This is a genomic window from Nicoliella sp. ESL1149 (assembly GCF_058107265.1).
This window is the reverse complement of the sequence record NZ_JBYLUE010000002.1, coordinates 204,680-231,314: the sequence shown is the minus strand read 5'-3', so window position 1 is coordinate 231,314 and position 26,635 is coordinate 204,680. Positions and strand designations below refer to the sequence as shown.

Sequence of the window (26,635 nt, the reverse complement as noted above, 5' to 3'; positions counted from 1 at the left end):
CTTGATGAAAGGAGTTAACGATTTGCTAAATAAACGTGAATTATTTGAAAAGTTATTAGAACAATTGCAAATGCAGGATGAAGCTAATAGTTCAGAATTTAAAAACGTTTTAATGGATAATGTTGATGTATATACTGGAACTAAAAGATGGATTTTTCATTTAGAAACAGATCATATCTGGCCGTTCCATATTTTCAATAATTTTTATAACAGATTACAGGCTACTTTTGCTAATATGGGGTCAGTTAGTTGCGAAATTAAAGCCAAGAATGCTACTTTTGATGATAAATTGTTAAAAAGTTATTGGAATTGGATTGGTGAAAATAGTAGAATCGAAGCACCGACTCTTAAACAATTATTTGAAAGGACTGTTCCCGATTTTCGTGATGATCGGGTTAGTTTATCTGTTGATAATGAAGCATTAAAAAAATATTTTATTGATAATGCATTAGAGTCCATTGAAGAATTGTATCAAAAGGTTGGTTTTCCAAAGTTTAATTTCCATGTTTATGTAAATCAATCAGATACCCAAGCAAAGATCAAAGAATTTCAAGAAAAGAAAAAACTTGAAGATGCTAAAATGGCTCAAAAAGCAGTTGCTGCTATTCAAAAAGCTAATCAACAACGACAAAATAGTGGTTCAGCTAAAATTAGTGGTCCAGTTTTATTGGGAAAGAAAATTGCTGCTGATGCGATGAAGATGATTGATATTGAACAAGAAGAAAAGTCTGTCATTGTCCAAGGATATGTTTTTAAAAAAGAAGTTCGTAAACTTCGTTCCGGACGCCAATTGCTAACGATTGAAATGACGGATTATACTTCATCAATAAAGGTTAAAAAATTCTCTAATAATGAAAAAGATGAAGCGGCTTTTAACTCAATTAATGAAGGTGATTGGATAAAAGTCAGAGGAAGTGTTCGAGAGGATAGTTATGATCATGAGTTAACTTTAAACGCTTATGATATCAATAAAGCTCATCATGAAGAAAAAGTTGATAAAGCTCCAAATGGTGAAAAACGTGTCGAATTACATTTGCATACGACCATGAGTAAGATGGACGCAACTAATGGTATTGATGAATATGCAAAAAGAGCAAAACAGTGGGGACAAGATGCAATTGCAATTACTGATCATGCAGCAGTTCAGGGATTTCCAGCGGCGAATAAAGCAGCTAAAAAAAATGAAATTAAAATGATTTATGGAATGGAAGCTAATGTTGTTGATGATGGAATGGCGATTGGTTTTAATGATAAACATGAAAAACTATTAGGAGCAACTTACGTTGTTTTCGATGTTGAAACAACTGGACTATCAGCTATTTATGATCGAGTGATTGAATTATCTGCAGTTAAGATGGTTCATAACAACGTTGTTGAACAATTTGAGGAATTTATTGATCCAGGTTTTCATTTATCGGAACAAACGACTAATTTAACTTCAATTACTGATGAAATGGTTCATGGTTCAAAAAGTGAAGAAGAGGTATTTAAACTGTTCCGAGAATTTTGTGGTGATGCGATTGTTGTCGGCCATAACGTTACATTTGATGTTGGGTTTATGAATGCAGGTTATAAACGTCATGGAATGGGAGAAATTCAGAATCCAATTATTGATACTCTCCCATTAGCTAGATTCTTATACCCAACTCTGAAAAGTTATCGGTTGAATCGCCTTGCAAAGAAATTCGGAGTTAGTTTGGAACATCATCATAGAGCTGTGTATGATGCTGAAAGTACTGGCCATTTAAATTATCTGTTCTTAAAAGAAGCCGAAGAAAAATACGGAATTCAATATCATGATCAATTAAATGATCATATGGATGAACATGATGCATATAAACATGCCCGCCCCTTTCATGTAATCCTCTTAGCTCAAACTCAAGTTGGACTAAAGAATTTATTCAAGTTAGTATCATTATCAAACGTTAAGTATTTTTACCGGGTTCCGAGAATTCCCCGAAGTATTTTAAACCAGTATCGGGAGGGATTATTAGTTGGCTCAGCTTGTTCTGGTGGTGAAGTATTTACAGCTTTGATGCAAAAAGGTGGAGATGTAGCACGTAAAAAGGCTAAATTTTATGATTATTTAGAAGTTCAACCACTGGCTGCTTATCAACCACTACTAGATTCTGAATTAATTCATGGTAAGGATCATTTGAAGAAATTGATCAAACAGATGATTCAGATTGGTGAAGAATTAGATAAAAAGGTTATAGCGACTGGAGATACCCATTTCTTAGATAAACATGATGCAATTTATCGTAAAATATTAATTCGGTCTCAGGGAGGAGCTAACCCCCTTAATCGCCAAACTTTACCAGATTTACATTTCCTAACAACTGATGAGATGCTAGGTAACTTTAAGTTTTTAGAAGAAGATGTTGCAAAGAAAATTGTTGTTGATAATACACAAGCAATTGCTAAATCAATTGGCGATGTTAAACCAGTCAAAGATAAGTTGTACCCACCACATATTGATGGGGCTGAAGATGAAATTAAACGATTAACCTACAATAAAGCCCATGAATTATATGGTGACGATTTACCTGAACTAGTTGAACATCGTGTAAAACGGGAATTAAAGAGTATCATTGGGAATGGATTCTCAGTAATTTACTTGATTGCCCAAAAGTTAGTATTTAAGAGTAATAAAGATGGATATTTAGTTGGATCTCGTGGTTCTGTTGGATCAAGTTTAGTTGCAACATTAGCGGGAATTACTGAAATTAATCCGTTACCTCCTCACTATAGATGTCCCAAATGTAAATATTCACATTTTTATACAAAGGGTGAATATAGTTCTGGATTTGATTTGCCAATTAAAAATTGTCCGAAATGTGGGGCTAAGTTAATTGGTGATGGTCATAATATTCCATTCGAAACTTTCTTAGGTTTTAAGGGAAATAAAGTTCCCGATATTGATTTGAACTTTTCTGGGGATTATCAACCTATTGCACATAATTATATGAAAGTCTTGTTTGGTGAAAAGAATGTTTATCGAGCTGGAACGATTGGAACGGTTGCTGATAAAACTGCTTATGGTTATGTAAAGGCCTATGAACGTGATAGTGGTCAGGTTTTCCGTGGGGCCGAAGAGGATCGTTTAGCCCAGGGAAATACAGGAGTTAAACGAACTACTGGTCAACATCCTGCGGGAATTATTATTGTTCCGGATGATATGAGTATTTATGATTTTACCCCAATTCAATATCCGGCTAATGATCAAAATGCTGAATGGGAGACAACTCATTTTGATTTCCATTCTATTCATGATAATATGCTTAAAATGGATATTTTGGGTCATGATGATCCAACGATGATTCGTCGGCTACAAGATTTGTCAGGAATTAATCCAAAGTCCATTCCAATGGATGATCCTGGAGTGATGGGATTGTTCTCAGGAACGAAAACGATTGGGGTAACACCTGAATCTATTCAATCTGCAACTGGAACACTTGGAGTGCCTGAATTTGGAACTCACTTCGTTAGAGGAATGTTAGATAAAACACATCCAAAGAACTTTTCTCAACTTCTACAAATTTCTGGATTATCACATGGGACTGATGTGTGGTTAGGGAATGCTGAAGAGTTGATTCAAAATAAGACAGCAACGATTGCGAACGTGATTGGATGTCGTGATAACATTATGACCGATTTGATTAACTGGGGACTCGATTCTGAAACATCTTTCCAAATTATGGAATCAGTTCGTCACGGTCGGGGAATTCCTGAAGAATGGCAGAAGAAAATGCATGATGTTGATATTCCACAATGGTATATTGACTCCTGCTTGAAGATCAAATATATGTTTCCTCGAGCTCATGCTGCCGCTTATGTTTTGATGGCATTACGGGTAGCCTATTTCAAGGTCTATTTTCCATTGGTATACTATTCAGCTTACTTCTCGATTAGAGCGGATGATTTTGATATCGTTGCAATGTGTAAGGGGAGTGAAGCAGTTAAAGCTGCAATGGATACGCTTAAACAATCGGATAGTTCTTCAGCTAAAGATAAGAATCTTTTAACCGTGTTAGAATTATCAAATGAAATGATTCAACGAGGTTTTAAGTTTAAAATGGTCGATTTAGATAAATCTGATGCTGAAGAATGGTTGATTGATGGTGATACTTTAATTGCTCCTTTTAATTCGGTCCCCGGATTAGGCTTAAATGTTGCTAAACAGATCGTAGCTGCTAGAGCCGATAAACCATTCTTATCGAAAGAGGATTTATCTAATCGTGGTAAAGTTTCAAAAACAATTATTGAATTTATGACTGATAATGGAGTTTTGTCTGGTTTACCAGATGAGAACCAACTTAGTCTGTTCGATAGTCTATAATTTGTTTTAACTCCTTAATTATGCTATAGTTAAGGTACGTTAAATAACTCGAGTAGGGAGTGAGCAGAGATGCTCACTCTTTTTATTGGTAAAGGAGGATGGACTTTCTTTGAGCAAGGTTTTAGATACTGTAGGTGAATTGTTAGACCCTATTTTATTAGAACATCATTTTGATTTATATGATTTAGAGTTTGTTTCCGAAGGCGGTAGTTGGTATTTACGAGTATATATTGACAAACCTTCTGGAATCACTGTTGATGATTGTGCATTAATTAGTGATGAATTGGGTGAAAAGTTAGATGCTGCTGACCCAGATCCAATTCCGCAAGCGTATTATTTAGAGGTATCATCTCCAGGAGCTGAACGGCCTTTAAAGAAGGACCAAGATTTTAAATCAGCAGTTGATAAATATGTTCACGTTTCTTTATATGCCCCAATGAAGGGAAACAAAATTTATGAGGGAACATTATTGAATTATGACGGCAATGAATTAACAATTGAATATAATGATATGAGTGTCATGAGAAAAATTGTCGTTCCGAAAAAAGCAATTGCTAAGGCTCGATTAGCAATTAAGTTTTAATTGAAGGAGAATCACCATGAGTAAAGAATTAGTTGGCGCTTTGAATGCCATTGAAAAAGATAAAGGAATCAAAAAAGAAGATTTAATCGATGCTCTTGAAGCAGCTTTAGTATCTGCTTATAAAAGAAATTATGGTCAAGCTCAAAATGTTGAGGTTAACTTTGATGCTAAAAAGGGTGATATTCATGTCTATTCTGTTAAGAAAATTGTGGATGACGTTACAAATCCACAACAAGAATATGATATTAAAGATGCTATGAATATCAGTCATGGATATGAAGTTGGCGATGATATCAAAATTGAAGTTACACCCAAGAACTTTGGTCGAATTGCTGCTCAAACTGCAAAGCAAGTCATTATGCAACGGGTTCGAGAAGCTGAACGGCAAATGATTTTTGATGAATACAGCAAATATCAAGATGAATTAATTACTGGAATTGTGGAACGTGAAGACAGTAAATTCGTTTACATTAATTTGGGGAAAGTTGAAGCTGTTATGCCTCGTGGCAATAGAATGGATAGTGAAGAATACAATCCGCAAGATAAAATTCAAGTTTATGTAACGAAAGTCGAAAATGCTTCCAAAGGGCCTCAAGTATTTGTTAGTCGAACCGCTCCTGGATTATTGAAACGATTATTTGAACAAGAAGTTCCAGAAATTTATGATGGAACTGTTGAAATTGTTTCGATTGCCAGAGAAGCTGGCGATAGAGCTAAGATTGCTGTTCGCTCAAATAATCCAGATGTTGATCCTGTTGGGACGACAGTTGGTCCTAAGGGACAACGGGTTCAAAGAATTGTTAACGAGCTGGATGGTGAGAACATGGATATTGTTCAATGGACAGATGATAAGGCTAAATACATTGCAAATGCATTGAATCCAGCTGAAGTGGAAGATGTCATTTTTGATCCAAATAATGATCAAGCATGCACTGTCATCGTGCCAGATTATCAATTGTCATTAGCAATTGGTAAACGTGGTCAAAATGCTCGTTTAGCTGCTAAATTAACTAATTTTAAGATTGATATTAAGCCAGAATCAGAAGCTGATCAAGTAAATTATTCAGCTGCCAAAGATAATGATGATTCTGACAACGATGATAATGAGGATTAATTAATAGTTAGGAGGCTTTATTCATGAAGACAAGAAAAGTCCCAATGCGTAAAGACATTGTAACTGGAAAAATGGCCCCCAAAAAAGAATTAATTCGGGTCGTAAAAGATAAAGAAAATAATGTATCAATTGATAAAACTGGTAAAAAATCTGGTCGAGGTGCTTACATTATGATGGATGTTGAAATTGCTAAACAAGCAAAACAACAACATACTTTTGAAAAAGCATTTGGAATTAAATTAGATGATCAATTTTATGATGAATTGATTAATTATACTGATCATGAACAAGCCAGAAAACAATTATTTAATAATGAAAAATAACAAACAAATTTTAAGCTTATTAGGGCTTGCAAAACGAGCTGGTAAGATAATTAGCGGTGAAAATAATCTTTTAAATGGGATTAAGAACAATCAAATTACATTTTTAGTAATTGCTAAAGATACAGGTAGCGCTAGTTATAAGAAATTTACCGACAAGGCTAATTCCTATCAAATTCCAATTTGTAAAAGATTTACTAAGGACCAAATTAGTGAGTCTATTGGTTTAAGTCGAACGATGATAGGGATTACAGATGCTGGATTCTCAAAAAAGTTCGTTGAGTTGACCCAAGATAGCTAGAAAAGGATAGTGATTACATGGGTAAGAAAAGAATTTACGAATTAGCGAGAGAACTAAACGTTACTAGTAAAAGTTTAATTAGTCGAGCCAATGAATTAGGCTTAAAAGTTAAACATAATCACATGTCAACTGTAGATGCAGGAGAAGAAAGCAAAATAAAAGCTTCATTTAATAAGGGGAAAACATCAGTTAAAAAAAGTTCTGCTAAACCTCAATCAACAAATTCTAATCATCAGAAACATAGTAACGGAACACATGCTAATCAAAATCATCAATCAAACAATAATGGTAAACAACAAATGAATAAAAGTAATGGGAAACCACGCTCAAATGATAACAACAATCATAAAAAAGTAACTTCAAATAATCATAATAGCCATTCAAATGGCAATAACCATCAAAATCATAATACTACTCAAAATAATAATAATCGTAGTAATAACAACAATAATAATAATAATTCGAACAATCGGAATAACAATACAAGCGGCCGCAATAGTCGTCCTAATAATTTTGGAAATAATCGTTTCAGTCGTCGAAATAACAAAAAGAAGGGTCGCCGAAATAACAACAGCACCTTCTATACGAAGAATCAAAGAATTAGACAAATGCATAAGCATAAGGATGCTCCAAAACGGAAGAATCGTCCATTGCCTAATACGCTAGTTTATACCGATGGAATGAATGCCCAAGAAATTGGAAAAGCATTGCATCGCGAACCAGCTGAAATTGTTAAAAAGTTATTCTTACTAGGCATTATGGTAAATCAAAATCAATCACTTGATAAAGATACGATCGAATTATTAGCTGCCGATTATGGAATTGATGCAAAAGAAAAACAAGTTGTTAATGTTTCAGATATCGATAAGTTCTTTGAAGAAGCTGAAAACAACAAAGCACATGAAGTGACAAGAGCTCCAGTTGTTACTATTATGGGACACGTTGACCATGGTAAAACGACGTTACTTGATTATCTTCGTCATTCCAATATTACTGCTGGTGAAGCAGGTGGAATCACTCAGGCAATTGGTGCCTACCAAGTTAAACATGATGGTAAGAGTATTACGTTCTTAGATACTCCAGGACATGCTGCATTTACTGCAATGCGGGCTCGTGGTGCTGATATTACCGATATCACGGTCTTAGTTGTTGCAGCTGATGATGGTGTTAAACCTCAAACCGTTGAAGCAATTAATCATGCGAAAGCTGCTAAGACCCCGATTATTGTTGCTGTTAACAAAATTGATAAGCCAGACGCTAATCCAGAACATACAATCGAAGAATTGAACCGTTACGGTTTAATTCCTGAAGATTGGGGTGGAGATACGATTTTTGTTAAGATTTCTGCTAAGAAAGGAACAAATGTTGAAGAATTATTAGACATGATTCTTCTTCAAGCAGAAGTAATGGAATTAAAGGCCAACCCTGATCAACGTGCTGCAGGTTCTGTTATTGAAGCACGTTTGGACAAAGGATTAGGACCTGTTGCTGCATTACTAGTTCAACAAGGAACACTTCATGTTGGAGATCCAATTGTTGTTGGTGATACTTTTGGTCGAGTAAGAACAATGACCAATGAAAATCATAAACCTGTTGATAATGCTAAACCTTCTGAACCTGTTGAAATTACTGGGTTAAGTGATGTTCCTGAAGCAGGAGATCGGTTCGTAGTCTTCAAAGATGAAAAAACTGCTCGAGCTGCTGGTGAAGAAAGAGCTGAGGAAGCCCAAGTTCAAGATCGTCGGAAAACTAATCGTGTTACATTGGATAACTTGTTCGATTCTTTAAAGGATCAAGAAAACAAGCAAGTTGATATCATTATCAAGGCTGATGTTCAAGGATCTGTTGAAGCTCTTTCATCAAGTCTAGAAAAAATTGATGTTGAAGGGGTTAACGTTAACATTATTCATACTGGAGTTGGAGCAATTAACGAAAGTGATGTTGCTTTAGCTGAAGCAAGTAATGCGATTATCATTGGTTTCAATGTTCGTCCAACACCACAAGCTAAATCACAAGCTGAAAGTGATAAAGTTGATATTCGTTTACACCAGGTTATTTATGATGCAATTGATGAAGTAGAATCTGCTATGAAAGGGATGCTTGCACCTAAGTACAAAGAAGAAGTTACTGGTGAAATTGAAGTTCGTCAAATTTACAAAGCTTCTAAAGTTGGAACGATTGCTGGTGGAATGGTCACTACTGGTGTTGTTAACCGTGATAGTAAAGTTCGCTTGATCCGTGATGGAGTTGTTGTTTACAATGGTGAATTAGGTAGTTTGAAGCGTTTCAAGGACGATGCTAAAGAAGTTAAGCAAGGATTTGAATGTGGTTTAACTATCGAAGACTACAATGACATTAAGCAAGGCGACGTCATTGAAGCTTATGTTATGAAAGAAGTTCCTAGAGATTAAAAAAGGAGCGTTTAATTATGGCTCAATATCGAGTTGGAAGATTACAACAAGAAATTCAAAGAGAAGTTAACGATGTCTTATTAAAGCGCATTCGTGATCCTCGCGTCCAAGGAGTAACCATTACAGGTGTTGAAGTAACTGGTGATTTACAACAAGCCACGATTTACTACAGCATTTTATCCGATCAGGAAAAGGATGAAAAACGGACTCAATCTGGATTAGATCATGCAACTGGTTTAATTCGAAGTGAGTTAGGTTCACGTTTAAGACATATTTACAAGGTTCCAACGATTCAGTTTAAATTAGATCCATCAATTCAATATGGAAGTAAGATTGATAGTTTGATCAATAAGTTGGAACGTGAAGATCGTTAAAATATTATTAATATTTAAAAATGGAGACGAAAGCAATTTCGTCTTTTTTTTATAATGAGGTGAAATTATGGATGGAATTATTCCGTTAAATAAAGATCGTGGAATGACAAGTTTTGATTGTGTAAGTAAAATCAGAAAAATTGTTCACATGAAAAAAGTGGGGCACAGTGGGACATTAGACCCGAACGTAGACGGTGTCTTACCAATATGTTTAGGTAGTGGGACGAAGGTGGTTGACTTTTTAATGATGTCTGGAAAAAAGTACCGAGGAGAAATTACATTCGGTTTTTCCACAACTACTGAAGACCTGGATGGCGAGGTTGTGGATAAACAAGAAATTAAAGAACCATTCCTTGATTCAGAGATTCAGGATAAAATGCATCAACTCGAATCACCCAAGTTAAAACAAATTCCGCCCATGTATTCAGCAGTTAAAGTTAATGGAAGAAGGCTTTATGAATATGCAAGAGCTGGTGAAAAAGTGGAACGTCCCGTCCGCTATGTTAAAGTTAATGAATTTAAAATGACTTCTAAAAGTGAATATAATTCTAAACAGAAAACACAAAAATTCTTATTTGAAGTGAGTTGTGGAAAAGGCACATACGTTAGAACTTTAGCAATAATGTTAGGTCAGTTATTAGAAGTTCCAGCGACGATGACTAGTTTAACTAGAATTGAAAGTGGTCATTTTACGTTAGATCAAACTTGTACTTTAGAGCAGCTAAAAGAGGCTGCTAAAAATAATGATTTAAATAAGTTTATATATCCGATTGACCATGCCCTTGTTGATTATCCTGTTCATAATTTATCAGAAAAAGAATGGAAAATAGTTCAAAACGGTGGTTTCTTAAATTTGAATAAAGTCGCTCAACAACCCAGTCAAGTTGTGTTAAAGTATGATAGACAAGCAAAGGCGTTATATCAAATCAAGAATGAACAATACCGACCATTAAAAATGTTTAGTAATAAGTGAGGAATTATGATGAAAATTGTTAAATTAAGACATCCAATTAATAATTATCAACCGTCAGTAAAATCAGTGATGGCAATGGGATTTTTTGATGGTGTTCATTTAGGACACCAAAATGTTATTAAATCTGCAGCTAAGATCTCAAAAGAAAAGCAGCTCCCATTATCTGTTTTAACTTATGATCATCATCCTCAATTAGTATATAAACAATTAAATATCCAAGACCGTCGATATTTAACTTTGAATGAAAAAAAGATGGAACTATTTGAAGAATTAGGTGTTGATATCGTTTATCAAGTTAGTTATACAGGAATGTTTCAAGAACAAACACCTCAAGAATTTGTTGATAACTATTTAATTCAATTAAAAGCTGACACGGTAGTAGCAGGATTTGACCATACTTATGGATCAGGTAAACTAGCAACGATGGTTCGTTTGAATGAATATACACATGGTCAGATTGATGTAGTTACTGTTCCGGAAATTAAAATCAACAATCAAAAAATTAGTTCAACTTTAATTCGTAAGTTATTAGATGAAGGTAAAGTAGAAAATGTAAATGAATTACTTACTCGATCTTTTGAAATCAAAGGGACGATTGTTCATGGATTAGCACGCGGGAGAGAACTTGGTTTTCCAACTGCTAACGTTGAAACAAGTGCATATCAATGGTTACCAAAAGAAGGGGTATACATCGTTTCGATGCAAATCGGAGAAAATTGGTATCCTGGGATGGCTCAAATCGGTCGCAACATAACGTTTGGAAATAATAATCCAGTAACGATTGAAATCAACTTATTAGATTTTAATCAAAATATTTATGGTGAAGTTGTAAATGTTAAGTGGTTGAAATGGTTACGTGGAGAAGTAAAATATACTGGTGTTAAGCCATTGATCAAACAACTTAAAATAGATGAAAATGAGACTAGAAAATATTTTAATTTAAAATGAGTCTTTTCTTTGACTTTTAAATGGGAATTTTGGTATATTATATATGTGCCTTAGCACTTGACCATTATGAGTGCTAAAAAAGGGGTGATTGATTATGTTGACCGATCGTCAAGCGATTATTTTAAAAGCGATTATTCAAGGTTATACGACCTCTGGTCAGCCAGTCGGCTCTAAAGTGTTGACTAGTCAACTACCAATTCATGTTAGTTCTGCGACTATCAGGAATGAGATGGCATATTTAGAAAAACAAGGTTTGATTACAAAAACTCATTTATCTTCTGGTCGGGTACCTTCAATCAAGGGATATCGATACTATGTGGATCATCTTAAACATGATTTAACGGTAACTCCACAGGATTTATCGTTGATTCATAAATCATTTGATGTTCATTTTGATCATATTGATGAAATTGTTAAAGAGTCTGCAAATATTCTTTCTCAGTTGACTGATTATACAACAATTACTTTTAAGCCGGAACAAATTGGTGAACGTAAGTTATCTGGTTTTAGATTAGTTCCACTTGGTAATCATCGCGTAATTGCAATTATTATTACTGATGATGGAGATGTGGAAAACCAAACATTTCAAGTTGATAAAACTGTTACGGGTGAGCAATTAGAAGCCGTTACAAAATTGATCAATGATAAATTGGTTGGAAAATCGATTTCAGATGTAATGAAGATTTTGAAGTCAGAAATCACATCCGAAATTCAGAAATACTTACATACTCCTGCTGGTTTTATTAAAACGTTTGATGAAGTATTAGCTCAATCTTTTAATGATAATTTATATGTCAGTGGTGAGTACAATTTATTGGACTTTGTTAAACATGATGATGTGAGTTATCTTAAGCCTTTATATTCATTCCTTAAAGATAGCAATGATGTTAGGGATTTTATTGGTAATTCAGATCAACCAATATCCGTTAAAATTGGTAGTGAGTCTAATAATAAGCTACTGAAGAATTATAGTTTAATTACTGGTTCTTATGATGTTGGTGCACATGGTCGTGGCGTAATCGCTGTATTAGGTCCAACACGAATGCCGTATTCTAGAATTATTGGTTTGGTTGGGGCATTTCGTAAGGAGTTGGCTGATAAGCTACTCGGTTATTACGATGAAAATAAATAAAAGGAGGAATTGACTTGGCAGATAAGAAAAAGCATTCTGAACAAAAAGATGTTCATACTAAATCTGATGAAGCTAAGGAAACCTCAAAGAAGCAAGTTAAATCTGATAAATCTAGTGATAAAGCTTTAAAGCAAGAAATTGCTGATTTGAAAGCTAAACTAGACAAAATGGAAGACAGTTACTTGCGAGCTGAAGCTGAAGTTAAGAATGTTCAACGACATGCACAACAAGATCAAGCGAACTTGTTGAAGTATGATGGACAAAAGTTAGCAACTAGTATTATTCCAGTTGTTGATAACTTAAAACGGGCTTTAGCAGTTGAAGTTAACGATGAGGCTGGTAAAAAACTTAAGTCTGGAGTTGAGATGGTTACAAAACATCTTGATAAAGCTTTGGTGGAAAACAAAGTTGAAGAAATGAAACCAAAGGGACAAAAGTTTGATCCAACATTATACCAGGCTGTTCAAACTGTACCATCAGATGATGAACATCCTGCTGATACAGTTGTTGAAGTCTTACAGAACGGTTATACATTGTCAGGACGTGTTTTACGTCCAGCAATGGTAATCGTTGCTCAATAAATAAATTTAAGAAACGAGGGATTTTATAATGGCAAGTAATAAAATTATTGGTATTGATTTAGGTACTACGAACTCCGCCGTTGGAGTTCTTGAAGGTAACGAACCAAAGATTATTCCTAATCCAGAAGGTTCAAGAACTACACCATCAGTTGTTGCATTTAAAGACGGTGAAGTCCAAGTTGGTGAAGTTGCAAAACGTCAAATGATCACTAACCCAAACACGGTTGTTTCAATCAAGAGTCACATGGGTGATAACAATTATCGTGTTGATGTTGATGGTAAGAAATACACTCCTCAACAAATTTCAGCAATGATTTTACAATACATCAAGAAGTATGCTGAAGCTTACATTGGTGATACTGTTGATAAAGCAGTTATTACTGTTCCTGCTTACTTTAATGATGCCCAACGTCAAGCAACTAAAGATGCTGGTAAAATTGCTGGATTAGACGTTAAGAGAATTATTAATGAACCTACTGCAGCTGCATTAGCTTATGGTTTAAATAAAAAAGATAAGGATCAAAAGATTCTTGTTTATGACCTTGGTGGTGGTACTTTTGATGTTTCTATCCTTGAATTAGGTGATGGAGTATTCCAAGTACTTTCTACTAATGGTGATACCCATTTAGGTGGGGATGACTTCGATAAGAGAATCATGGACTGGTTAGTAGATGGTTTCAAGAAGGAAAATGGTATTGACTTATCTAAGGATAAGATGGCTTTACAACGTCTAAAGGATGCTGCTGAAAAAGCTAAGAAGGATTTATCAGGTGTTACTGAAACTGAAATCAGCCTTCCATTTATTGCATCTGGAGACCAAGGCCCACTTCACTTGAACATGAAGTTAACTCGGACTAAGTTCAATGAATTAACATCTGACTTAGTTGATAAGACTAAGGCACCTGTTGATAACGCATTAAAGGATGCTGGTTTATCTGCATCTGATATTGATACTGTTATCTTAAATGGTGGTTCTACTCGGATTCCTGCAGTTCAAGAAGCTGTTAAGAACTGGACTGGTAAAGAACCAAACCATTCAATCAATCCTGATGAAGCTGTTGCTTTAGGTGCTGCTGTTCAAGGTGGTGTCTTGACTGGTGATGTTAAGGATGTTGTTTTACTTGATGTTACTCCATTATCCCTTGGTATTGAAACAATGGGTGGTGTCTTCACTAAGTTAATTGATCGTAATACAACCATTCCTACTTCTAAGAGTCAAACGTTCTCAACTGCTGCTGATAATCAACCAGCTGTTGATATCCATGTTCTACAAGGTGAACGTCCAATGGCTGCTGATAATAAGACCCTTGGTCAATTCCAATTAACGGATATTCCACCTGCACCTCGTGGTGTTCCTCAAATCGAAGTTACTTTCGATATTGATAAGAACGGTATCGTTAACGTATCCGCTAAGGATAAGGGTACTGGTAAGGAACAAAAGATTACTATTAAGGATTCCAATGGTCTTTCTGACGATGAAATCAATAAGATGATGAATGAAGCTAAGGAAAATGCCGATGCTGATAACAAGCGTAAAGAAGAAGTTGACTTGAAGAATGAAGTTGACCAAGCTATTTTCCAAACTGATAAGACTTTGAAAGAAGTTGAAGGTAAAGTTTCAGATGATGAAATCAAGGCTGCTAAAGATGCAGAAGATGCATTAAAGGAAGCTAAGAAGTCTGGTAATCTTGATGATATGAAGGCTAAGAAGGATGATCTTAACAAGAAAGTTCAAGAATTAGCAGTTAAATTATATCAACAACAACAAGGTCAACCAGGTCAAGGCGCACAAGGACAAGCTAATGGTGATGCTTCCGATAAGAAGGATGACGACAACACTGTTAATGGTGATTTCCACGACGTTAATGACGATAAGAAAAACGACAAATAATTAAATAGTGATTATTTGGCACAGTATAAAAAGTCAAGGTCTGCTGTTGTTAGACTTTGGCTTTTTATGTTAATTTAGTATGTTATAATCATTTTTATTAGGGGGTTAATTTATGGCTCAAGAAGATTATTATAAAGTCCTAGGTGTCGATCGAAACGCCAGTGATAGTGATATTAAGCATGCTTATCGTCGTTTAGCAGCCAAGTATCATCCTGATGTTAATAAAGCACCTGGTGCAGAAGAAAAATTCAAGCAAATTACTGAAGCGTATGAAGTATTAGGTAATAAACAAAAACGTTCTAACTATGATCAATATGGTTCTGCTGATGGCCCACAAGGTTTTGGTGGCGGCGCTGGTGGTTATGGCGGCGGTGCCGGTGGCTTTGGTGGCTTCGGTGGTGGTGCTGGTGGTTTTGATGACATCTTCAGTTCTTTCTTCGGTGGCGGAGCTGGTGGTGGTCGTCGAACCAATCCAAATCAACCTCGTCCTGGAAGAGATTTACAATACCAAATGGATTTAACATTTGCTGAAGCGGTATATGGTAAAACGACTACAATTAAGTACAGTCGTGATAGTGAATGTCTAACTTGTCATGGAACTGGGGCTAAACCGGGAACTAAGGCTAAGACATGTTCTCGTTGTCATGGTCAAGGAGTTATCATTACTGAAACCAATACCCCACTTGGTCGGATGCAAAGTCAACAAACTTGTCCAGTATGTCATGGAACTGGAAAAGAAATTCCTGATAAGTGTCCTACTTGTCATGGAACTGGTAAAACTTCTCAAACTCATGAAGTTTCTGTTTCTGTTCCAGCTGGTGTTGATGATGGTCAACAAATGCGTCTTCAGGGTGAAGGTGAAGTTGGTGATAATGGTGGACCTCATGGTGATTTGTTCATTGTCTTTTCTGTAAGAAGAAGTAAGTACTTTGAACGTGAAGGAACTACAATCATTTATAAGCAACCAATTTCATTTGCTCAAGCTGCTTTAGGAAGTGAAGTTATTGTTCATGCTTTGGACGATGATAATAAGAGCGAAGATGGTAAATTGAAGTTAACGATTCCTGCCGGAACTCAAACTGGAACTAAGTTCAAGTTACGTGGTAAAGGAATTCCTAATATTAACCGCAGTGGTCGCGGAGACGAAAAAGTTGAAGTAACTGTTGTTACCCCTAAGAGTTTGAACAAGAAACAAAGGGAAGCTCTTCAAGCATATGCTAAAGCGGGTGGCGATGACGTTAATAAGACAAATAGCTTCTTTGATAAAATGAAAGATGCTTTCGATAAGAAATAGTTAAAAAATAATTAACGAGTGTTGGATAATGTTAAACTATCTAACACTCGTTTTTATTTAAGTTAATTTGTTGTTATAATGGTAAAAGGAATAATACGAATAAAGGTAGGCAATGACATGGATTTAAATGAATTAAAAGAACGTCAAAAATACATCCGTAATTTTTCAATTGTTGCCCATATCGATCATGGAAAGTCAACATTAGCTGATCGAATTTTGGAATTAACTGATACGGTTGCTAAACGTGATATGCGAAACCAATTGTTAGATAATATGGAATTGGAACGTGAACGTGGAATTACGATTAAATTAAATGCAGTTAAATTAACGTATCATGCTAAAGATGGTCATGACTATGAGTTCCATTTAATTGATACTCCAGGCCACGTTGATTTTGCATATGAAGTGTCTAGAAGTTTAGCGGCTTGTGAAGGAGCATTGTTAGTTGTTGATGCAACTCAAGGAGTTGAAGCCCAAACGATTGCTAACGTTTATTTAGCGATTGATGATGATTTAACAATTTTACCAGTCATCAATAAGATCGATCTTCCTTCAGCTCAAGTTGATGGGACTAAAAAAGAAATTGAAGATGAAATTGGTTTAGATGCCAATGATGCTAGTTTAGTAAGTGCTAAAACAGGATTAGGAGTTTCTGACTTATTAGAACAAATTGTAAAAGTAATTCCAGCTCCTGATGGAGATCTTGATAAACCGCTTAAGGGGTTAATATTTGATTCAATTTATGATGATTATCGAGGTGTGGTTCTAAGTGTTCGTATTTATGAAGGAATCGTTAAACCTGGTGATAAGATTCATTTAATGAATGGAAATGCAGATTATGAAGTAGATGAAGTCGGGGTTAACTCACCACATCCAGTTAAAAGAGATTACTTAATGGCTGGTGATGTTGGATACATTACTGCGGCAATCAAAGATATTACTAAGACACGAGTTGGGGATACGATTACCAGTGCAGTTCATCCTGCTGATAAGGCATTACCTGGTTATCGTGAAATGAATCCAACGGTTTATGCCGGGTTATACCCAACTGATAATGCTAAGTTTGATAATTTAAGAGAAGCACTTGAAAAATTAAAGTTGAATGATGCTGCTTTAGAGTTTGAACCAGAAGTATCTAAAGCCTTAGGATTTGGATTTCGTTGTGGATTTCTAGGTCTTTTGCATATGGACGTTGTTCAAGAACGTTTAGAGCGTGAATTCAATTTAGATTTAATTACAACGGCACCGTCTGTAACTTACCATGCTTATACTACTGATGGTGAAGAACATGATGTTCATAATCCTTCTGAAATGCCAGATGCCAGTTCAATTAAAGAAATTAAAGAACCGTTCGTTAAAGCAACAGTGATGGTACCAAATGATTATGTTGGACCGGTAATGGATCTTTGTCAGAATCGTCGTGGTAAATTCGTCACAATGGATTATTTAGATGATATTCGAGTTAACGTTATTTACAAAATGCCACTTTCTGAAATCATTTTTGACTTCTTTGATAAGTTGAAATCAAGTACCCGTGGATATGCTTCTTTTGATTATGAACTAGATGGATATGTTCCTAGTGATTTAGTTAAGATTGATATCTTGCTAAATGGAGAAAAAGTGGATGCGTTAAGTTTTATTTCCCATCGTTCGTTTGCAGCTAATCGTGCCAGAGACATTGTTGGAAAGTTAAAGAACATTATTCCACGTCAAAATTTTGAAATTCCAATTCAAGCAACAATTGGTGCTAAAGTTATTGCCAGAAGCAATGTGAAAGCATATCGTAAGGATGTTACTGCTAAGTTATATGGTGGTGACAGAACTAGACGAATGAAGTTACTGGAAAAACAAAAAGCCGGTAAAAAACGAATGAAAGCTGTTGGAAAAGTTGATATTCCACAAGAAGCATTTATGGCGGTTTTAAAAACAGATGAAGATGAAAAAGGCGATAAATAGTACATTAGTACTACAATTACGGAATAGAAATTGTGGGGGTCATAATGAAATTTATAATTAATGTTTTAGTCGATGATTACTTAAATCAACATAATTTAAGTTCTTTTCTTAAAAATATTAAAGAACAAAATGGTGTTAAATATCAATTAGTTTTGAAGAAAAATAGTTCAATTAATGGTTCCATTTTAGATGAAGTAGTTAAAAAAGATTCTTTAATACAAGTGGTTAATAACTATTCAGATGTTCAATTAAATCAGAATGAAAAAACTTACTGGTTAAATTTAAGTGTTGGAGATGCACTTTTACCTAATGCAATGCTTCAATGGAAAACAATTATTCATCGTCATCCAGCAGAGTTATTGATATCTGATTATTTAAATAATCAACAAGATCTCCAATCTCAATTAGGAGATAAATTAATTTTAGTAAATGAAGTTTATATTGATACAATGAAGTCTTTATTGGGGATATCACTTAATACGGAAGTATTTGATATTCCTTTGAATTTAGAATTAAAAATGATATTAGGATTACAACAATATCAACTTAGAGATACCGTTAAACGCCATGCTTTAGCTTTTACAATGATTGATTTCTTAGGAAAAAATGTCTTATTTCATGTAAAAACAAATGATTTAGACCAAATGGACAATGGGATTACTAAGTATATGGTGGACAAACTTGTTAATATTCCATCTTGGATTCAAGTTAAAATGCCAACTTTAATTTTAAGTCCAGATGATCATCAAGAATTCATTAAAGAAATTATTAAATTATTTAATGATAAACCTATCATTATGGATGAAAATTTATTGAGTGAGTATAATTCTTTTGCTATATCTGAATTGGCAATTGCGGTTAAAATGACTAATAAATTGAATAATGTTGAATTGAAAAAAAAGCTAAAAAACATTGTTAATAATTTATCTGCTGCTGAAAAGCGCCAACTAACTTTAAAAAAGCCATTTTCGATTATTAATCAATACTTAGGAAGGGATTAATCTAATGAAATTTAGTATAATCACACCATGCAGTGAACGTGATGCTAATAAATTGACATTATTAGCTCAGAATTTGAATGATCAAACAAATTTGGACTTTGAATGGATTATTGCATCTAATAATGATAAATTAAACTTACCTAAAACTAATTTTACTACTAAAGTAGTTAAATTCACTGGGAATACAGTTGCTGATGCACGTAATAAGGCAATGAAAATCGCTAGTGGAGATTATTTTGTTTTTGTTGATGCTGATGATTTCTTAACTGAAGATGCAATCGATGCAGTTAGTAAAATATTACCTCAATCTGATGATTCAATAATCGATTTGAATTATTATTATACTTATGAAACTGAAAATGCTTATTTTAATGAGCTAAAATTAGGCAAACATGCCAATGATGTCTTGCCTGATTGGGGTGGTAAGAAGAAAGCTCGCCCTACGACTAGAAACTTTAATTATCTAAGTCAAGATGTTAATAAGATGACTGATGACCTATTGTATCAAAATTGGTTGAACAATCGTTATTGGGTATATAGCGGTAATAATCATTTTGATAGAATGTATGCAGATTTAATCGTTTCTGGAAAAGTAATTGCTAGTTCTTTAATTGAACGATTTAATTTGATATTTGATGCTGAAAATGACTTATATGCAGATTTGATGTTCATGCTTTCAGTTTTAGATTTATCCAAACAGATTATTCGACTAGCTGACTATAAATATATTTTAACTTTGCATAATGACCCAATTAATGATCCTTCGTTATCGCAAGTTAAGAGATCAGATCGTTGGATTAAAATGATTAGTTCTTGGATTATGGCTTATTCAAATTTGAAAAATGCCCAGTTAAAGTTAATGTTCGGTCAACATTCGATTAGAACACTTCATCGTTTCTTTTATAAAGCTGTAATTGAGGATTCAGATAATATTAGTAATAATGATGATAAAGAGTTTGAATTATTGCAAGAGTATTTACAATTATTAGATAGTGAAGCATTTAGTGAAATTAATCCAATTAGTCGTAGTATTATGAAATCAATTGAAAAGGGGAATTTCCCTAAGGCTAAGAAATTAATGAAATCACTTATTGCAACTCGCCAAGTTCATAAGATTGTTAAAAAGCGGGGTAAAAATCTACCACGAGCAATGTATGAAAAGATATACACCAAACGTGAAGTTAAAAATAATGTGATTTTATTCGAATCATTTTTAGGTCGAAATTATTCTGATAGTCCAAAGTATATTTATGAGTATATTCAAAAGCATTATCCAAATCGTTTTAAATGTGTTTGGATTGCTGATGAAGAACACATGGACACTGTTAAAAACGATTTAAAGGATCAACCGAATACGATTGTTGTAAAAAGATTTGGGTTTAAATATATGGAATATTTAGCAACAGCTAAGTATTTTGTATTTAATATGCGCCAACCAGAATGGTTCGTTAAACGTCCAGGAATGTATTTCTTAGAAACATGGCATGGGACACCTTTGAAACGATTGGTATTTGATATGGATAATGTTGCAAGTGCTTCTCATTTATACAAGAAAACATTCTATAATCAATCTAGACAATGGGATAATTTAGTTACTGCAAATCAATATTCGTATGATATTTTTGAACATGCATTTATGTATCCCCAATCTAAGATGCTAAAATCTGGATATCCTAGAAATGATATTTTAAATGATCCTAATCGTGATGAAATTGCTAAGCGAATTAAGCAAAAGCTAGGAATTCCACTAGATAAGAAGGTAATTTTATATGCACCTACTTGGCGTGACAACCAATTCTTCTCTCCTGGACATTATAAGTTTAGTTTAACTTTAGATATTGCTAATCTTAGAAAACATTTAAGTGATGACTATGTAATGGTTTTGAGAACTCACTACTTTATTACTAATCATCTTGATACATCTTCATTTGGTGATTTTGTTTATAATGAATCTAACTATGATGATATTGCTGAATTGTATTTAATTTCAGATGTTTTGATTACTGATTATTCTAGTGTTTTCTTTGACTATGCGATTTTGAAACGACCAATTTTGTACTATGTTTATGATTATGATCAATACGCAAGTGCTTTGCGAGGCTTTTATATTGATATGAAGACCGATTTACCAGGACCTTTATTGAAGACTAATGATGATGTTTTAAATGCTCTTCAGGGAATTGATAACGTTAAGAAAGAATATAAAGAAAAATATGAGAAGTTTAATCAAAGGTTTAACGCCTGGGATGATGGTCATGCTTCAGCAAGAGTGGTAAATAAAATGTTTAAAAATGATGAAAATAAGTAATGGAGTGAGCTAATGGAATCAATCGATTTAAGTGTAATTATAGCTTGTTATAATGTCTCTCATTTTTTGAGAGATTGTTTGGATTCAGTTCAAATGACAGCTTTTCCAAAAGATCGCTTAGAAGTTATTTTGGTTGATGATGGTTCGACAGATGGGACCAGCGATATTATTGATCAATATGCTGAAAAATATGATTATTTTCATGCATACCATAAAGAAAATGGGGGGATTAGTACCACCAGAAATTATGGGATGGAAAAAGCAACAGGAAAGTATATTGCATTTGTAGATGGTGATGATATTGTCCCAGCTGATGCATATACTAATTTAATGTATACAGCTGAAGTTAACCATGCGGATGTAGTTGCTGGATTTGTAAATCGTTTTAATTCGTTAAAACAAGACATTCCATCATACTTACATTCTTTTGCAATTAAGGATAATCGTAATCATTTAACTTTAGACCGAGCTCCAGAGTTGTTATATGATACGACAGTTTGGAACAAAGTGTACAATCGGCAATTCTTAATTGATCATCAGATTAAATTTAAAGTTGGAATTATTTATGAAGATATTCCATTTACGCTGGAGGTTCATTTAGCATCTCAAAATACATCAACCATTAAAAATGTCGTTTATCAATGGCGTTGGCGTGAGACAAGTGATTCAATTACTCAAAGTCGTAATGCCTTGAATAATTATCAAAACCGTTTGAATGCTTTGAATCAATGTAGTCAGTTATTGATTACATCAGGTTACGATGTTGATTCAAAAGTGTATAAAACTTTAGAAAAGAAAGTTCTAACTCTTGATTTAGCAATCTTTTTGGATGAAATTGGGAATGCTGAGGAAGATTATGTTTATAAGGTTCAAGAATTAACTTATTTATTTTTAAGATATTGGAATTTATGGGACTCACCCTTGATTAAAGAAGTTCCCTTAAAACAACAACTTCAATACTATGCAATCAAACACGGTGATTTTCAATTATTGACTAAGTACACCTATGTTAAAAATGTTGGTAAATTTAAACAAGGACTATTTAATCATCATCCTAAATTTTTCTTTCCAACAATGAAGCATGCAGATGTTTTAAATTCACTTTCTTATTGTGATAATATGTTCCCAAATGAACAGATTTTAAATCGTCTTAATGTTAATTTAAAATCTGAAGAAATAAACGGAAATGGAATGTTTCGGATTAGTAGACTGCCAATGACAAAAAAGATTGGCACAAATGAAAACTATAATGAAAAAATTTCCGCTAAATTGATTAATATTGAAAATAATAAAGCAATTAAGATTGATTTTGCTCGGAAAACGACACCATTATATAAAAGAGTTTTAAAACCAAATGGGTTATGGACCAATTCACGTTATCGTTTTAATTTTAATTACAAAAAGGCTGCTGATAAATTAGGAGCAGGAATTTGGATGATTAAAATGAATGGGAACATTGCAAATAAGTTTAAAGCTAGCCGATTTGTTGGAGATTTTGCTCGTCAATTAAGTGCTAAATTTGACGGTCTTCATACCGATAAATATCGAATTAAGACAGATTTTAACACTAATAATGAATTAACTTTTGGTGTATTTCCACTTAGTATCGTTGGATCAGATAATGTTAACTGGATTAATGCTCCTAAAATAAATGCTGGGCATTTAATTTTTAATGCAAATGTTCTTGATGCTAATAATATTTTACCAATTTTAAAAAATGCACAGATGTCAATAGTTGGTAATTTTCGAATTGATAAAACTCTTGATTTTGATTTATCTGAAATTGATAATGAAGAGTTATTAGATCAAAATTTAACGGTCGTTCTTCGTCATAAACCAACGAATAAAACAGTCGAGTATCTTTATGACAAAACACAAGCTCAAGAAACGTTACCAATTGATAAAAGCCAACAGTTCAATTTCATTTATAATTTGAAGGATGGAATTCATGTAATTAAAAATTACAGGCCAATTAAAATTCAACATTATAAAATGAAAAATAACGTTTTGACGTTTAATGCTAGTTTTGATTTTAACGTAGTTCCTTTAAACATTGGTGTAAATAGCTTTAAAATTGAATTAATTAATAAAAGTAAATCACGACGATACTTATTAACAACTGAAGATAATGAAATAAAATTAAATCATAATAAAATTAATTTTGTAATTAAATTAACTGATAAGAAAAAGAAACAATTGAATGTTTTAGCAGGTAATTATTTATTAACTGCTTATGCAAAGATAAATGGTCATGTGAGAGCATTATCAATTAAAATAGATAATGAACTTATTCATGGTAAAAAGGATTTAACATTTGCAGACAAGGATATTATTAAATATGCTGTCGAAAGTGATCGTAAGGGATCATTGCATTTGAAAATTCAACAACCGTTCTATGGCTTTGCTGATAAAAAGAGAAGTCGGCGAGCATTATCATTTTCATTATTGTATCCACTAATGCGTCACTTACCTTTGAAAAAAGTGGCAGTCTTTGATTCTTACTGGGCTTCACAGTTCAGTAGTAATGAAAAGGCAATTTATGAATATTTGCAAAACTATGATCCGTCAATTAAAACGGTTTGGTTCTTTAATAATCGTCAAATCCCGATTGATCATGGTGGACAACGAGTTCGAACTGGAACATTAAAGTATTGGTATTATTTAGCTACTGCTAAATATTTATTTCAAAATACTAACTTCCCAAATGAATATTTAAAACGGAAGAATCAAATTGAAGTCGAAACTTTGCATGGAACGTTTTTAAAGCATATGGGATTTGATGAACCCCACTTTAGAAACTCGCCCCGTAAAATTCAAATGGCGTTTGCTCGCCGAAACCGACGATGGGATTATTTGGTTGTTCCATCAGATTATATGGCTAAAACTGCAGCGAATGCTTTTGATTATCATCAAAAAATTATTCGCTCTGGATTCCCTAGAAATGATGAACTGTACACAAATAATAACTCAAAGTATATTGAATCTATCAAACATAAATTAAACGTTCCAGTAGATAAAAAAGTTGTATTATATGCACCTACTTATCGAAATGATGGAGGCTTTGATTTTGAATTAGATTTAGAAAAAATGAAACAGAATTTATCTGACGAATACGTTATTTTGGTTCGCCTTCATTATTTCGTTGCTCATTCCAATCATTTTTACAATCTACCTAACTTTGTTTATGATGTAAGTGATTATAACAATATTAATGATTTATATTTAATCAGTGATGTTTTAATCACAGATTATTCATCTGTAATGTTTGATTATGCACATTTACAAAGACCAATGATTTTCTTTGCATATGATAAAGATTGGTATTTAGATAATCACAATCGAGGTGTTTATCTTGATTACGAACGTCAAATGCCTGGACCAATCGTTAAAACAAATTCTGAGTTAATTAAGTGGTTATCTAATTTTGATCAGTTGACAGCTGATTATCATGATAAATTACAAAAATTCCATGACCTTTATGCTGAATATGGTAATAATGGGGATGCTACACAACAAGTAGTTGAAACCGTTATAAACACCCATAACAATGAATTAGACCAAGAAATTGAAACTAGTATTATCTTTAATAAATTTTGGCATTTATTTAAGATCAAAGACTTGCAAGCTAAAGTATTAAAATATTTAGGTAGACACCTTCCAAAACGAAAAATTGTTATTTTTGATAGTTTCTTTGGGATGCAATATTCTGATAATCCAAAAGCTATTTATCAATATATGCGGGATAACCATCCTGAATATAAATTATATTGGGATGCCAATCCTGAAAAAGTTGATTATTTTAAAGAACAGAAGCTACCTTATATTAAGAGATTTGGGTATCGGGGGATATTCAAACAAGCACAAGCTAAGTATTTTGTTACTAATGTTCGGCGACCATTTCGTTGGAAAGTGCCACAGGGTTCAAAAGTTCTTCAAACTTGGCATGGAACACCATTGAAAAAAATTGGGACAGATGTTTCATTAGTAACGATGCCAGGTAGTAATGCGATTAAGTACCATCAACAAGTGTATCGTGATGCGAAACGTTGGAATTATTTAATTGCACCTAATGAATATTCCAATCAAATTATGCAAAGAACTTTTCAAATGGATGCTAATCAGATGTTACTAACCGGTTATCCAAGAAATGATATTTTAGTTAATGCTGATCAGGAATATATTGATCGAATCAAACAACGCTTGAATATTTCTCCTAACAAAAAAGTAATTTTATATGCGCCAACTTGGCGTGATAATGAATTCATTCGAAACGATGAATTTGTTGCTAAATTACATCTAGATTTAAATAAAATTAAGCAACACTTTGGTAATAAAGTGAAGGTACTGATTAGGGCTCATTATTTAATTTCTAATCAATTGGATTTGTCTGATGATAGTGTTGCAATTGATTGTAGTGATTATCCAGATATCTCTGATTTATATTTAATTAGTGATGTTTTGATTACAGATTATTCATCAGTAATGTTTGATTACTCAATTTTAAAACGGCCAATGATATTTTTTGCTTATGACTTTGATAAGTATGCTAACAATACCCGAGGGTTCTATTTTGATTTTAGGAAAGAAGCTCCAGGTCCAATTGTTAAAACAAACGATGAAGTTATTAGTGCTTTAGATAATGTCTTTGATAATTGGCAATTAAATGAAAAATACTTATCATTTATTAATAAGTACGATCAATGGATGGATGGTCACGCAACGCAACGGGTCGTTGAACAATTATTGAATGATGATAATGTATATGCTGATACAGATGTTAACTGGAAACAATGGGGACTTGAAGATAAGGTTAAATTGCATGATGGAGCTATATTGTGGAAACGTGATAAAGACTTTACAAATTCTGATTCAGCTGGTTTCATCAAGAACTATAATGAAAAAGAAGAATGGTTCGAAGTCCTAAAGGGAATGCAAATTAGGTCGACATCATTTAATGAACCATTAGGATTAAAGTATGTTCTAGTAAGAAAAGATCATTTAATTGCCTGGGTCTATTTGAATGATATCAATAGATAATTTTAAAAAGATTAAAGATTTATTTGTTATTATTTTCACAATGATATATAATAATAGATATAAAGTTAATCA

General features: G+C 33.5%; 17 protein-coding genes. All 17 read left to right on the top strand.

The genetic code is table 11. The annotated features are described in order from the left end of the window. The first annotated feature begins 22 nt into the window (after positions 1 to 22). The 17 genes from AC3B6G_RS01125 to AC3B6G_RS01045 all read left to right on the top strand — a co-directional run bounded on the left by AC3B6G_RS01125 (position 23) and on the right by AC3B6G_RS01045 (position 26,563). On the top strand, positions 23 to 4,339 hold the full coding sequence (locus AC3B6G_RS01125; protein ID WP_489848624.1) for a PolC-type DNA polymerase III: 4,317 nt from the start codon (positions 23 to 25) through the stop codon (positions 4,337 to 4,339). 109 nt (positions 4,340 to 4,448) lie between these two features. Then, on the top strand, positions 4,449 to 4,922 hold the full coding sequence (rimP, locus tag AC3B6G_RS01120; protein WP_489848623.1) for a ribosome maturation factor RimP: 474 nt from the start codon (positions 4,449 to 4,451) through the stop codon (positions 4,920 to 4,922). 16 nt (positions 4,923 to 4,938) lie between these two features. Then, entirely contained in the window at positions 4,939 to 6,036 is a 1,098-nt protein-coding gene (nusA, locus tag AC3B6G_RS01115) for a transcription termination factor NusA (protein WP_489848622.1), read from the top strand. A 23-nt stretch (positions 6,037 to 6,059) separates the two neighbouring features. Then, positions 6,060 to 6,359 carry an RNase P modulator RnpM gene (gene rnpM / locus AC3B6G_RS01110; protein ID WP_489848621.1) on the top strand — a complete coding sequence of 100 codons (300 nt, stop codon included), beginning with the start codon at positions 6,060 to 6,062 and terminating at the stop codon, positions 6,357 to 6,359. Then, positions 6,349 to 6,657, top strand: coding sequence for a L7Ae/L30e/S12e/Gadd45 family ribosomal protein (locus AC3B6G_RS01105; protein ID WP_489848620.1), 309 nt, complete (start codon positions 6,349 to 6,351; stop codon positions 6,655 to 6,657). The genes rnpM and AC3B6G_RS01105 overlap by 11 nt, the downstream gene beginning before the upstream one ends. Positions 6,658 to 6,674: 17 nt before the next feature. Next, positions 6,675 to 9,068, top strand: a complete 2,394-nt coding sequence (infB, locus tag AC3B6G_RS01100) for a translation initiation factor IF-2 (protein WP_489848619.1) — start codon at positions 6,675 to 6,677, stop codon at positions 9,066 to 9,068. A gap of 17 nt (positions 9,069 to 9,085) precedes the next feature. Next, positions 9,086 to 9,442 carry a 30S ribosome-binding factor RbfA gene (rbfA, locus tag AC3B6G_RS01095; RefSeq protein WP_489848618.1) on the top strand — a complete coding sequence of 119 codons (357 nt, stop codon included), beginning with the start codon at positions 9,086 to 9,088 and terminating at the stop codon, positions 9,440 to 9,442. 67 nt (positions 9,443 to 9,509) lie between these two features. Continuing rightward, positions 9,510 to 10,415, top strand: a complete 906-nt coding sequence (gene truB / locus AC3B6G_RS01090) for a tRNA pseudouridine(55) synthase TruB (protein WP_489848617.1) — start codon at positions 9,510 to 9,512, stop codon at positions 10,413 to 10,415. A gap of 9 nt (positions 10,416 to 10,424) precedes the next feature. Next, positions 10,425 to 11,363, top strand: a complete 939-nt coding sequence (gene ribF, locus AC3B6G_RS01085) for a riboflavin biosynthesis protein RibF (RefSeq protein ID WP_489848616.1) — start codon at positions 10,425 to 10,427, stop codon at positions 11,361 to 11,363. Positions 11,364 to 11,451: 88 nt separating this feature from the next. Then, on the top strand, positions 11,452 to 12,495 hold the full coding sequence (gene hrcA / locus AC3B6G_RS01080) for a heat-inducible transcriptional repressor HrcA (protein WP_489848615.1): 1,044 nt from the start codon (positions 11,452 to 11,454) through the stop codon (positions 12,493 to 12,495). 14 nt (positions 12,496 to 12,509) lie between these two features. Further along, on the top strand, positions 12,510 to 13,076 hold the full coding sequence (gene grpE / locus AC3B6G_RS01075; RefSeq protein WP_489848614.1) for a nucleotide exchange factor GrpE: 567 nt from the start codon (positions 12,510 to 12,512) through the stop codon (positions 13,074 to 13,076). Positions 13,077 to 13,104: 28 nt separating this feature from the next. Then, complete coding sequence (gene dnaK, locus AC3B6G_RS01070) at positions 13,105 to 14,967, top strand: molecular chaperone DnaK (RefSeq protein WP_489848613.1); 1,863 nt, start codon at positions 13,105 to 13,107, stop codon at positions 14,965 to 14,967. A gap of 112 nt (positions 14,968 to 15,079) precedes the next feature. Continuing rightward, the gene (gene dnaJ / locus AC3B6G_RS01065; protein WP_489848612.1) at positions 15,080 to 16,261 is read left to right on the top strand and encodes a molecular chaperone DnaJ; all 1,182 of its coding nucleotides are present in this window, start codon (positions 15,080 to 15,082) and stop codon (positions 16,259 to 16,261) included. A 117-nt stretch (positions 16,262 to 16,378) separates the two neighbouring features. Next, positions 16,379 to 18,217, top strand: coding sequence for a translation elongation factor 4 (gene lepA, locus AC3B6G_RS01060; protein WP_489848611.1), 1,839 nt, complete (start codon positions 16,379 to 16,381; stop codon positions 18,215 to 18,217). Between the two features lie 44 nt (positions 18,218 to 18,261). Beyond that, on the top strand, positions 18,262 to 19,218 hold the full coding sequence (locus AC3B6G_RS01055; protein WP_489848610.1) for a hypothetical protein: 957 nt from the start codon (positions 18,262 to 18,264) through the stop codon (positions 19,216 to 19,218). 4 nt (positions 19,219 to 19,222) lie between these two features. Continuing rightward, positions 19,223 to 21,526 carry a bifunctional glycosyltransferase/CDP-glycerol:glycerophosphate glycerophosphotransferase gene (locus AC3B6G_RS01050; protein ID WP_489848609.1) on the top strand — a complete coding sequence of 768 codons (2,304 nt, stop codon included), beginning with the start codon at positions 19,223 to 19,225 and terminating at the stop codon, positions 21,524 to 21,526. A 12-nt stretch (positions 21,527 to 21,538) separates the two neighbouring features. Further along, the gene (locus AC3B6G_RS01045; RefSeq protein WP_489848608.1) at positions 21,539 to 26,563 is read left to right on the top strand and encodes a CDP-glycerol glycerophosphotransferase family protein; all 5,025 of its coding nucleotides are present in this window, start codon (positions 21,539 to 21,541) and stop codon (positions 26,561 to 26,563) included. Positions 26,564 to 26,635: the final 72 nt, after the last annotated feature.